This window comes from Paenibacillus sp. NPDC057886 (assembly GCF_042796655.1).
In the GTDB taxonomy this organism is placed as follows: domain Bacteria; phylum Bacillota; class Bacilli; order Paenibacillales; family Paenibacillaceae; genus Paenibacillus.
The window spans coordinates 496,715-509,751 of sequence record NZ_JBHVMZ010000006.1 but is presented as its reverse complement, the minus strand read 5'-3'; the positions used below and the strand labels follow the sequence as shown (position 1 = coordinate 509,751).

Genomic DNA, 13,037 nt, shown 5'->3' with positions numbered 1-13,037 from the left:
GCAACAGCAAAATACTGTTCCTACTTCAGATTATCCGGATTGAGGCATTCCAGCTCAGGAATAACGAAAATACCGTCTTTACGGATCAACACATCATCAAAATAAATTTCGCCACCACCGTAGTCTGGACGCTGGATCAACACCAGATCCCAGTGAATGGAGGAACGGTTTCCGTTATCTGTTTCTTCATATGCTTGGCCTGGCGTAAAGTGCAAGCTGCCTGCAATTTTTTCATCAAACAGAATGTCCTTCATCGGGTGCAGGATATGTGGATTAAATCCAATGGCGAATTCACCGATATGACGAGCTCCATCATCCGAATTCAGAATTTCATTGATGCGGTTTGTATCGTTGCTTGTTGCTTCAACAATTTTACCGTCCTTGAAGGTGAATTTAATATTTTCAAAAGTAATCCCGTTATACAGCGTTGGCGCGTTATAACTAATCGTTCCGTTCACGGAATTACGTACAGGGGCACTGTACACTTCGCCATCCGGAATATTTTTTTGGCCAGAACATTTCTCTGCACCGATATTTTTAATGGAGAAGCTCAGGTCTGTTCCCGGTCCAGTGATACGCACTTTGTCCGTGCGTTTCATCAGATTAGCCAGTGAATCTTGTGCTTTGTCCATTTTGGCGTAATCCAGGTTACATACGTCGAAGTAGAAATCTTCAAACGCTTCTGTGCTCGTATTCGCCAGCTGTGCCATACTTGCGTTCGGGTAACGAAGCACAACCCATTTTGTATGTTTTACCCGTTGCTCGCTATGTACCGGATGGGAATAAAGTGAATTGTACATTTTCATTTTCTCTTCCGGTACATCGGACAGATCATTCACATTCTCCCCTGCACGGATGCCAATGTAACAATCCATTTGTTTCATCCGGTTCAAATCGATCTCTGCCCAGGTTTTCATCATTTCTTCTGTTGCATTTTTGAGCATGGCACGCTGTACTGTTTTGTCAGTCAGCTGTACAAAGACGTTACCGCCTTTTTTGCCTATTTCTTCAATAATAGCATTCATTAAATCACGTTCCGTGCCGATCATCTCAACCAGCACATTCTCGCCGGGCTGTACATCTACAGAGTAGCCCACCAGATTGGCTGCGAGCTTCTGAATTCTTGGGTCCTTCATCGTGTAAACTCCTCCTGTCATCCGCCATTCCCGAATTGAACAACGGTAAATTACGATACTATTGTAGCACGCTACAACGATCCCGTCAGCAGGCAGTCCCGCAACTCATCTACTCATAAGCCCTGAAGTTTACATCTGTGACAAGAGCTTCTTTATTCTTTTTGCTGTTCATGTCCTTATAGCTCACCTGGCTTTCCGAGGAAAGTCGCAAAGGCAAGCTGGTTTTCCGATCCACGGTTAGATGATACACCGTCTGTACCTCGGCTTGTTTCATCATCTCTTGCATGGATGTCTCCCCTTGCTCCCACACTTTGTTCAAATCCTTCTCCAGTTTCTCCTGACTGCCTCCCTTAACCGCAGTTGCCTTGTGCATATACTCTGCCCGGATGGCATTCATCTCGTCGTTAAGCTGCGCGAGTGCCCAGGTTTTGGCGTCTTTTGGCGCAAGTTCAATTCGCAGTATTTTCGTTCGACGGCCTGAGCCGTACTCAGACTTTATCGTTTTGTTCATACGATCGATACTTTCCATTTGAGCGATAGGATTAAAACGGGACAGCGAGCCGCGCAGGGGCTCATGATGGGCAGTTAAAGCCATCCATTGTCCTTGTTTCCGTTCAAAAGTTGCGCTGAATCCGCTCGGTTGCCCGTTATGGTTTACCACCGTCGTATTTACTCCTGTTCCTGCAGCAGTCACGGCTCCGGGAAGTCGTGTTTGCAAGGTCAAGCGGTCATGATTCTCCAGCTTGCCCTCAAATTTGAACTGATTTTCGAACAGCCCGCTGCTTTCACGTCGTAATCCTGCTTCCCCATCAAAACTCAGCTTTTCTTTACCTGCAATTCCTGATAAAGCCAGTGAGAATAATTCTTCGGGACTTCGATCTCGCCCTAACAATCCACAACCAGGAGCACACAACACAACAATGCTCAGAATTAACAATAGCCCACGTATATACCGACGATTCAACATGTTCTATTCCACCTTTCCATTAAACTTTCTCCATAGCCTGCCCCTCCCTTATTTGCTTATACTTCCTTCCTTTGGCATCACCTCGTCAAAAAAATAAAGAGAGGACGACTCCGCAATCGGAATAGTCCTCTCTTAACGTGTAACTTCCTGTTCTTCCATGACGATCCGGTTTCGACCGCCATGCTTCGCATCGTACAGAGCCATATCAGCCCGGTAAAATAACGATTCCACACTAACCTTCTCATCCATCCAGTTCCATTCAGCAATACCGCTGGATACGGTCACGGAAGGCCTTGTCTCTTCAGCAACCCTCGTGCGAATGATTTCGGCATATTTCAGTGCCTGACGAGCACCGATCTGAGGCATATAGATAGCCAGCTCTTCCCCGCCCCATCTGGCACAGATATCCTCAGGCCGGACAGAACTCGTCACAATGTCGCTTACCTGTTTCAATACCTGATCACCGGTTTGGTGCCCAAACGTGTCATTCACCTGCTTAAACTGGTCGATGTCCACGACAACCAGTGAACCACAGAATTCATGAGCCTGACGTTCATGGATCACACTATCCAGGTAATGCCTCACATATAGTCCTGTCAGCATATCCAGGTTTGCCAAACGTCGTACCTCGGCGTGAAGCGTTGCATTGGAGAGAGCAAGTCCAATATGAATGGACAGCATCTGCAGCAGACGGTAATTATCGTACGAAAAATACTGCTTTTTCGGATGACCCAGCAAAATGGCACCCTTCACTTCACCATTTACCCGAACGGGTGAAGCGATCAATGACATCGAGCCGGTAAGATCCATGAAGACTGATGACACTTTATCGTATTTCGCATAATTGGATAGAATAAGCGGTTCTTCGGTTTGATACAGCAAACCTGCGATTCCATAATCCATTGGAAACGATTTGCGACATAACTCATTCACATTGGATGACATCACTTCGAAGTGATTCGTACTGTCATTCAGTTGAAGAATACAACAGGATTCAGCCTGAAAGATGTCCTTTAACTCCTGCTCAGAGAATTGATAGATCTCCATTAGCTGCAGGCTCTTATTCAAACGTTGTGTCAGATCGTTGATTAGACGAAGTTCCTGGATCAACATATTCGATTGCTCGTGCAGCTTGGCATTTTCAAAAGCAGTTCCTGCTGTATCCGCCATCATCGTTATGAGCTGCAGATCGGAATCTTCCATTAACTCCTCATTCATCTCAATATGAAATACACCATAGATCCCTTGCTTGCCTTTTAGAGGAAGGCCAACCTCCAGAATGCGACGTTCACCTTCATCTGATCGAACAACAATGAGCTTGCCTTCCATGAACGATTGTACACAGATGTCTTCTCCACGTTCATGAACAAGCAACGGTTTGATGCGGGGGTTGAGGCTGCTCTGATCTTGAGACATATACAATGTCATGCGGGTCGTTGGATATAAGTAGTCAATGCTGTCAAACACTTCATCCAATATGGCGTCCACATCCATTTTGTCATGCATCCGTTGAACAATTTGGAACAGAATCGACCTTCGATGCTCTTCACGGGCAGTTTGTTCATGAGCTTGTAGTAGATCCGTCATAAATATGTATTCAAATCTTCGGTAAAAGCAGGTACGATAATGCAATGCCTCCGATCGAACAACGGCTTCAGACGTGTCATCTCGATTTTGCTCGTAGGTTACAGCAGTGAAGACAGCAAACATATCCCTGTTTGTTCTGGAGAACAAAGGTTCAGCCATTAGATGGTACTCTCCATTTTCAGTGGTTCCACGTAACGACTGGGCCTGTCCCGTGTCAAGGCATTGCATCACAGTCGAATGTACATCGAGCAATGGAGCTCCTTCATTCCCTTGCCCCATACAGATCCCTTCTGTATTCCATACGTTGTATATTATTGATGATCTGTCTGAGTGTGGCCGTCGTTGGGTATGCCAATCGGTGTATGCTTGTTGCAGCAGGCTTCCCAAATATGAAAAATCAAAAGGTGTGATGTCCATTTTTTGCATCCAAAATACATGCGCTTCGTGAGGAGCGGCAGAAGATGCGGAATCGCCCGAACTTCGCGAATTCAAGCTGGCTGGTTTACTTCTTAGATGTTCTAACATGTCAGGCGCTCCTTTGCACCGTTTTTGCATCCACTCGGATGCATTAATCTGCAGACGTTATCGCAAACCTGCAAATCTATGCGATAACCTTAATGTACAAGATCATTTAAAGTTAAGATACAATCTATTTTACTCTCTTTAAAGCTTTTTTGCATCCATATTTCAGAAAATTGTCCCATTATTTTGGGCCTAAGGACCTATCGACAAATTTAGACGTTTTTTTGCTTTTATCACATGCTTGACTTTGGTTCTAGTAAACTGTAAAATAAATTGTTGATGAAGACTACTAATGGGTCTTTAAATTTGGGCATTACCGGTTGTGTCACCCTCATTCTTTTTGTTGCTTTCAGGACAGCGGCTGAACTTTCCTGATCGTTTTATGCGTGGCTTAGCCTGCATCAACAAATTGGAGCGCAAACAGAGCCCTATATGAACTTTAACTAAAAAGGAGCTACTTTAAACATGGCACGTTACACTGGTCCTAAATTTAAATTGAGCCGTCGCCTCGGCATTTCCCTGAGCGGAACAGGCAAAGAATTGAAACGTCCTTTCCCTCCAGGTCAGCATGGAGCTAACCAACGGAGAAAAATGAGCAACTACGGTATGCAATTGCAAGAAAAACAAAAACTGCGTCACATGTACGGTTTGGGCGAGAAGCAATTCCGCACTCTCTTTGCTAAAGCGCAAAAAATGCAAGGTATCGCGGGTGAAAACTTCATGTTCTTGCTTGAGAGTCGCCTTGATAACCTCGTATACCGCCTTGGATTCGCTAACTCCCGCGCTGGTTCGCGTCAGTTGGTATCCCACGGTCACGTAACTGTAAACGGCAAAAAAGTCGACATCGCTTCTTACCAAGTAAGCACTGGCGACGTTATCAGCCTGCGTGAAAGAAGCCGCGGTCTTTCTTCCGTTAAGGAAGCTTTGGAAAACCGTTCGCATCTTCCGGCATACGTAGAATTCAACGATACTGCTCTGGAAGGTAAATTTATCCGTTTGCCTGAGCGTTCGGAATTGTCCCAAGACATCGACGAAAAACAAATCGTCGAGTTCTACAACCGTTAATCGTTGGAATTTCATTAAGCTTCACACCAAACAGCTGTCCGAGATTTTCTCGGCAGCTGTTTTTTTATGTCTTTTTTCATCTGTATATTCATTATATAACCCCAAATAACGATATAACATGTAAGTTCCCTATGGGAGAACTGAATAAAACATTACATCTTAAGAGAGACATGGGGGAATGAATATGCAGTTCTTACGTAACCGTAAATTAGCTTTCAAACTTGGACTTTTACTCGGAGTGGTATTGTCCTGTTGTATCGGAACATTGATTGCATTTAATACCAAAGCAATCTATGACAAAAGCCTTCAGTACGGTGAATCCGTTGCTGAGCAAGCCTCAGACCGTGCTGCAAACGAATTCATGAATGAAATTAACCAAGTGAAGAACACCCTTGAGGCGATGAGCACCACATTAGTGAATGCGGCTCATACCGGGTCACTCAATCGCAAAGAGGTTGTAACACTACTTGAACAATACTTGAAAAAAGACGAGAAAGTTTTCGGATTTTATACCGGTTGGGAGCCTGATGCCTTTGATGGAAAAGATAAGGAAAATATTAATAAAAACGAATATGACGATAATACTGGCCGCTTTGTTCCTTACGTCATACGTGATGGCAATTCTTTGCATCTGGAACCTCTTACGACTTACGAGGGAGAAAGTGAAACCAGCACCTACTATCAGGAACCAAAAAAGAACAAATCCATCTATTGGTCTGAACCGATTACCTTACGGTAGCTGGCAAGGAAACGTTGCTTGTCTCAATCGTTTTGCCTTTACTGGATGAAAATAATACGTTTCTGGGCATCGTAGGTGCTGATTTCACCATTGAACGCTTTCAACAAAACATGGCTTCACTAAATCCAGAGAACGGATATGCCATGCTGGTAACCAGTGAAGGAATGATTGCTGCACACGGTGCTCATCCAGAATTGGCCCAGAAAGGCGCTGTGATCCCATCGGAGATCCAGACCGTCATTAAGCGTGTACAAGCTGGTAATTCCCCATTTTACGTCTCAGATGGATCACAAGAAGATTTGTTTATCGCAGAGCCTGCCCGTCTGCAAGGATCAGATTCGAAATGGTACCTCGTGTCTGCACTGCCGAAAAGTCATATTTTGCAGCCATTCTATGATAGCCTGAGCTGGTCCATTATTATTGCGGTGCTGGCTGTACTGCTGCTCGGTGGTGTCGTAACCTACACTATCATCACCATCGTGAGGCAGCTGAATCGAGTCAATACCGTTGCCGGGCAACTGGCAGATGGCGACTTGACGCAAAAGCTTCCCATCCATTCCCAAGACGAGTTCGGTGTGATGTCAGGTCATCTAAATCAAATGATGGAAACCCTCCGTCATACCATGTCTGTTATAGCGGAACATGCCTTGTCTGTAGGCTCCACTTCACAACAATTGACGGCTAGTGCAGAAGAAACAGGTAAAGCCGCAGAGTTGATTGCCTTAACGGGGCAAGAAGTTGCTGAAAAAGCTGGCATACAAATGCAAGAGCTTCAGAAAAGCTCGCGTGCCATGAATGAAATATCGACAGGGATTGGCCGAATTGCACAAGCCGCTGCAGATGTATCCGACTCATCCAAAACCGTCGCCGACCGTACGGCTGCTGGGACAGATAAGATACAGTCTGCCATGCGTATGGTAGACTCTGCCTCTTCTTCTGTTCAGAACTCCATGACGGCACTGGAGAACTTCCGCGAGCGTTCGGAGCAGATTGGTCATATTACCGGCATGATTACCGAAGTGAGCCGCCAGACCAATCTCCTGGCACTTAACGCATCGATTGAGGCTTCACGAGCAGGTGAGCATGGTCGCGGATTTGGTGTGGTAGCATCTGAAATTCGCAATCTGGCTGAACAATCACGCACGTCAGCTGCACAGATTTCAGAATTAATTCAAGCAGTTCAGCAAGAGGTGCTCTCCCTCGTTAATAATATAGAAAAAGGAAATTCAGAAGTCCTCCACATTGCCGATGTGATTAACGAAAGCGGAGAACTGTTCCTCACCATCTCATCACAGATTTCGGACGTGAATACGCAGATTGAGGATGTTTCCGCCATCGCACAACAGATGTCAGCTGGCTCCCAGCAGGTGGATGCCACCTTGGAACAACTAAAAACCATTGGTCATGAAACGGCGGATCACGCCACCAGTGTTGCAGCTGCTTCTGAAGAGCAGCTTGCTGCCATGGAAGAGATTACGGCGGCATCGGCCGCGCTTGCGAAGCTTACCCAGGAACTACTGGAGCTAATTCAACGCTTCAGAACCTAGATTGAAAGCCATTATTTATCGTGTGTATAACACGGAGAAAGCAAAGACCTCAGGAGGTCGTACCTGTACAAAACATACAGATGCGGCCTTTTGCCTTGGTATTGAATCACCCTTTCATCGCCTCGCTGATGACCCGCTACTTCCACATTTTTTTGAAATTCTCCATGACTTCTCATGATATGTAATTCAATTCCGCATGATATATATCATAATCCAAGAAGGAATGGCAATTTTCGACCATTGCTTGTATTTCTCAGGCATGCAAACCAGCCTTTTTATGCTATAATAAGTGCTGTTAAAAGGAGGAAGACACTGAATGGTTGATGTTAATAAGAAAAAGCCCGATGAACAGCCTGCCCGCAAGCGCAGCTTTGCCCGCAGACTGGGTAGTTTCGTCAAATGGATGGTTGTCCTGGGATTCATGGGGGTACTATTTGTAGGCGGTGCTCTGATGGGATACGTCAGTTCCATTGTGAAAGACGAACCCGTCCGTTCAAGGGCGCTGATTGAACAAAAAGTCAGCGAAAACTCCATCACAGGCTTTGCTTACTTTGCCGACGGCAGCCCGATCGGTCAATTACGAACAGAAGAAGACAGGCGGCCGGTCACCTTTGACCAGATCCCGCAGAAGGTTATTGATGCAGTCATTTCGATTGAAGACAATCATTTTTACGAACATAAAGGTGTAGACATGAGCGGAACGCTCCGTGCCGTGAAACAGAAAGTGCTGAAAGAATCTGTTCAAACCGGCGGAAGCACACTGACTCAGCAATTAGCCCGGCGTGTATTCCTCAATCTGGATCGAACCGAGGACCGGAAAGTGAAAGAAATATTACTTTCACTCCGACTCGAACGTTTCCTGACCAAAGACGAAATTATGACCGCGTACCTGAACAAGGTTCCTTTTGGTAACGGCTCCAGTGGATATAATGTATATGGAGTCAAGGCAGCTGCCAAAGGACTGTTCAATATTAATGATTTGAACAAATTAAACACAGCTCAGGCTGCTTATCTTGCAGGATTGCCTCAGCTCCCCTCCTCTTACTCTGCCTTTAATGGAAAAGGCGACTTTGTTGAGGACAATTTTGAGCGGGCAATCAATCGTCAGCATCTGGTCTTGCGCCGTATGCTGGAACTGGGCAAAATTAATCAATCCGAGTATGACGAAGCTCTTGCTTTTGACATCAAGAGTTCTCTCGCACCCAAAACCATCAAAGCTTACAATACTTATCCATACCTTATGATGGAAACGGAACGACAAGCTGCACAGATTTTAATGAAGCAACTGAATTCGGATAAAGCTGACGGCACTGATGATGCCAACGCGGATACAGCCAAGGATACGGATACCGATACACCGCAAAAAGAAAGCAGTGCTCTGCTGGAAGAAGCTCAGCAGCAATTGCGTACAGGCGGATATCGTATCTATACGACCATCAACAAGAGTATCTACAAAACGATGCGTACCATTGCTGAAGATGACAGTAATTTCTCTGCAGACGATCCCGTGAAGGGAAAAGAACAGACTGCTGCCATGTTGATCAATCACAAAACAGGAGCCATTCTCGGCATGATCGAAGGCCGTGATTTCCAGGATGAGCAGATGAACTATGCAACTCAGATGGTGCGTCAGCCAGGTTCAACCATGAAACCTATTGCCGCTTATCTGCCCGCACTGGATGAAGGACTTGTTCAACCAGCTTCCATTATTGATGATTCACCCATTATTCTGAAGGACGGCACGAACGGATTCCATATTCCGAAAAATGCCAACAATCGCTACCAGGGACTTGTGACTGCCCGTAGAGCACTCAACTACTCGCTGAATGTACCTGCGCTGAAGCTGTTCAACGAAGAAGTTGGTATCGACAAATCATGGGCTTTTGCCAAGAAGCTGGGGATTACCACCATCCAGCCAGCTGACTACCAAGCTCAGACCGGTGTTCTCGGAGGACTTCAGTACGGTGTTACCGTTGAAGAGCTTACCAATGCCTATGGAGCGATTGCCAACAATGGTGTGTACAATGATTCCTATATGATTAGCAAAATTGTAGACTCCAAAGGGAATATCGTATATAAACACGATGCAGAACCTGTTCAAGCTTTCTCAGAACAGACGGCATACCTGATGACAGATATGCTTCGCACCGTTATTACGGAAGGTACAGCCGATAAGGTTCGTGAAAATTACAAGTACTCCAAGAGTGCGCCTATCGTAGGCAAAACGGGTTCAACCCAAAACTATGCGGATGTCTGGTTTGAAGGCTATACGCCGGATGTCACACTGGGTGTATGGGTTGGATACAAACAGCCGGTAAACACGCTGGAGACAAAATCACAGAAGAAACGTGCACAGCAGCTGTGGACCCAGATCATGAATCAAGTCATCGCTACAGACAAAGAGATGTTCGTAACCGATTCGTTCAAGAAGCCATCCGGAATCGAGACACGAACCGTATCCGCTTATAGCGGCAAATTGCCAACATCTCTGACCGACAAATTTGTCACTGATATTTTCAATAGTAAATTTGTGCCGAAGGACAGCGATGACGGTGTCGCCAAAGCCAAATATATCACTTACAATGGTGTCAACTACATTCCGCGTGATGAAACACCTGGAGACATGACGAAAGAGAAAACCGTCGTCAAGCGCAAGAAACCGATCTCTGATCTCATCAAGGAATTGCAAAGTGCTTTCTCACGTATGAGTCGTCACGAATCACTTGCATATTACTTGCCGGAAGATGCCGGTGCAGACATGCCGACACAGATCGATCCAAGAACGGATAACGGCAAAGCACCAGATGCACCAGGTAATGTGAGAATCTCCGTTGCAAACGGTAACGCCGTGATTACGTTTAATGCAACACCGGAAAGTGACGTGGTTGGTTATCGCCTGTATCGCTCAGTAAATGGCGCCGGATTCCAGAATCAGGGGCAGGTTGTCCTGACAGGTGAGTCCAGATCATTTACCGCATATGCACAAGGTGGAAACTTTGCGTTCTACGTTACAGCGGTTGATGTAGCTGGTCGTGAGTCTGCTCCTAGCGCAGCAGTTAGCAGTGTAGGAACGGTAGAGCCTCCTTCAGATGAAGAAATAAATGAACCGATTAATGTTCCGGGAACAGTTGTTACACCGGAAAATCCCCAAAATGAGAACGCCGCAACTACGGCTCCGGCTACACCGGGCCAAGTGAGCGTGTCGGCGCTCTCCCAAGGACTGCGCATTCAGTGGGCCTCCAATCCGGAATCGGATGGTGTTCAAAGTTATGCTGTATATTTTAGTGAGACAGGGGCAGCCCCTTACACCAAAATTGGCACAACTTCAGGTACCTCCATGGACTACGGAGTGCCTGCATCTACCAGTGGATGGTTCAAGGTATCCGCCAGCAACAGCATAGGCGAATCTGAGCCGTCCGGAGCCGTGCATTTCCAACCGTAATACAGAGTTACTATGACTATGCTCTTAACCCCATTCTCGCATCATGAGGATGGGGTTTTGTGATTCATTGATACCCCAACGCAAAAGCCTGATCCGCAATGAGACACACGAATCAGGCTTTTAATGGGAAATACGGGATATGCAAACACGTTGCATTCGCTAATTTACTCTTTAGTCTTCAATGGTCGATAGATCGCCTGTCGGCAGATCCAGCTCCCAAGCTTTCAACACACGGCGCATAATCTTGCCGGAGCGGGTCTTGGGCAGTTTATCCTTGAACTCAATCTCACGCGGAGCGGCGTGGGCAGACAAGCCTTCTTTTACAAATCGATAGATCTCTTCCTTCAGCTCCGGTGTCGGCTCATACCCCTCACGCAGTGCCACAAAGGCCTTGATGATCTCTCCCCGAGTTACATCCGGTTTGCCAATAACGCCCGCCTCTGCTACCGCAGGGTGCTCTACGAGCTTGCTCTCCACCTCAAAAGGGCCAATGCGTTCACCTGAAGAGTTAATAACATCATCAATCCGGCCCTGGAACCAAAAGTAGCCATCTTCGTCCATATAAGCGGAATCACCGGATACATACCAGCCAGACAGTCGGAAGTACTCCTCGTATTTGGCCGGGTTATTCCAGATCTTTGCCATCATGGACGGCCAGGAAGTACGAATAGCCAGGTTCCCCATACTGTATGGCGGCAGCTCCTGTCCTCGATCATCAATAATGGCTGCTTCAATTCCCGGTAATGGACGTCCCATGGAACCTGGTTTAATCGGCATTCCCGGGTAGTTACAGATTAACTGTCCACCCGTCTCCGTCATCCACCAGGTATCATGAATTCGCTGTCCATAGGCTTTCCAGCCCCAACGGACCACCTCGGGATTAAGCGGTTCGCCAACAGACATGACGTGACGGAGACTGCTCAGATCATGCTGGGCAATGGTCTCTTCACCCGCTCCCATCAACATGCGAAAAGCCGTCGGCGCACTGTACCATACGCTGACTTTGTTTTTCTCAATGGTGCTGTACCAGTCTTGCGGACTGAAACGTCCCCCGCGAATAACATTGGTCACCCCATTCAACCACGGGGCAAAAATCCCGTATGAGGTACCTGTTACCCAGCCTGGATCGGCTGTGCACCAGTATACGTCATCCTCACGCAGATCAAGTACAACCTTGCCGGTGTAATAATGCTGTATCATCGCATTCTGCACATGATATACACCTTTTGGTTTACCCGTAGAGCCGGAAGTATAGTGAATCAGCAGACCGTCTTCACGAGTCAGCCACTCCACTTCCATATCATCCGACGCCGCGGACATCTCTGCATCAAAGTCAATAAGGCCTTCTTCCGTCTGCGGACCTCCACCTACAACAAAAATATGCTTCAGTTCAGGCAATTCCGAACGTTTGATTCGTCCAAGTAATTGAGGGGTCGTTACCAGTGCCACGGCTCCGCTATCCTCCAGCCGGTCCTTCACCGCAGTTTCCATGAAGGCTTCAAATAGCGGACCTGCAATAGCACCAACCTTCAATATGCCCAACAGACTAAAATAGAGCTCAGGACTGCGAGGCATAAAAATAAATACCCGATCACTCTTAGCAATGCCATATTTGCGCAGAACGTTACCGAAGCGACTCGATTGCTCGCTCAAATCAGCAAACGTGTATGCCTCTTCACGCGAAGCATCACTATATAATAATGCCGTTCTTCCGCCTCTTCCTTCCAGCACATGACGATCTATCGCTTCATGTGCCATGTTGACTTTCCCGCTGGCGTGCCACGTAAAGTGCCTTTCAACCGATTCCCAATCAAACCGGCTTCGGGCCTCCGCGTAATCGCCCAGATTAGATTCAGACACAACCGTTTGCAGCATCTCACCATGTGCTTGACTCATGCTTGCCAGCCTCCTTCAACTCGACATTTCGATTCCCATTATGGGTCACTTCTGATTGCCTTTGTGTTGACTGAACTTCCAGTTAGCGCTTACATTAGTAGAGAGAACTACTCATCATGTACTTGCCAGGCCAAAC

Annotated in this window: 8 protein-coding genes; 4 read left to right on the top strand and 4 right to left on the bottom strand. The window is 46.6% G+C overall.

The features are described from left to right. Positions 1–20 precede the first annotated feature (20 nt). The 3 genes from ACFVQB_RS22535 to ACFVQB_RS22525 all read right to left on the bottom strand — a co-directional run bounded on the left by ACFVQB_RS22535 (position 21) and on the right by ACFVQB_RS22525 (position 4,215). The gene (locus ACFVQB_RS22535) at positions 21–1,136 is read right to left on the bottom strand and encodes an aminopeptidase (protein WP_379444194.1); all 1,116 of its coding nucleotides are present in this window, start codon (positions 1,134–1,136) and stop codon (positions 21–23) included. Positions 1,137–1,245: 109 nt separating this feature from the next. Then, complete coding sequence (locus ACFVQB_RS22530) at positions 1,246–2,103, bottom strand: hypothetical protein (protein WP_379444191.1); 858 nt, start codon at positions 2,101–2,103, stop codon at positions 1,246–1,248. A gap of 132 nt (positions 2,104–2,235) precedes the next feature. Continuing rightward, positions 2,236–4,215 carry a sensor domain-containing diguanylate cyclase gene (locus ACFVQB_RS22525; RefSeq protein ID WP_379444187.1) on the bottom strand — a complete coding sequence of 660 codons (1,980 nt, stop codon included), beginning with the start codon at positions 4,213–4,215 and terminating at the stop codon, positions 2,236–2,238. A 462-nt stretch (positions 4,216–4,677) separates the two neighbouring features. Here ACFVQB_RS22525 and rpsD point away from each other — a divergent pair, with 462 nt between their 5' ends. From rpsD to ACFVQB_RS22505, 4 genes are all read left to right on the top strand, one after another. Beyond that, positions 4,678–5,277 (top strand): 30S ribosomal protein S4, encoded by a 600-nt coding sequence (gene rpsD, locus ACFVQB_RS22520; RefSeq protein WP_076288214.1) that lies wholly within the window; start codon positions 4,678–4,680, stop codon positions 5,275–5,277. A 184-nt stretch (positions 5,278–5,461) separates the two neighbouring features. Continuing rightward, entirely contained in the window at positions 5,462–6,016 is a 555-nt protein-coding gene (locus ACFVQB_RS22515) for a cache domain-containing protein (RefSeq protein ID WP_379444182.1), read from the top strand. Between the two features lie 14 nt (positions 6,017–6,030). Further along, the gene (locus ACFVQB_RS22510; protein WP_379444178.1) at positions 6,031–7,563 is read left to right on the top strand and encodes a methyl-accepting chemotaxis protein; all 1,533 of its coding nucleotides are present in this window, start codon (positions 6,031–6,033) and stop codon (positions 7,561–7,563) included. 316 nt (positions 7,564–7,879) lie between these two features. Continuing rightward, a complete protein-coding gene (locus ACFVQB_RS22505) occupies positions 7,880–11,005 on the top strand; it encodes a transglycosylase domain-containing protein (RefSeq protein ID WP_379444174.1) in 3,126 nt (1,041 codons plus the stop codon). Between the two features lie 171 nt (positions 11,006–11,176). Here ACFVQB_RS22505 and acsA read toward each other — a convergent pair whose 3' ends face one another. Then, complete coding sequence (gene acsA, locus ACFVQB_RS22500; protein WP_379444170.1) at positions 11,177–12,901, bottom strand: acetate--CoA ligase; 1,725 nt, start codon at positions 12,899–12,901, stop codon at positions 11,177–11,179. Positions 12,902–13,037: the final 136 nt, after the last annotated feature.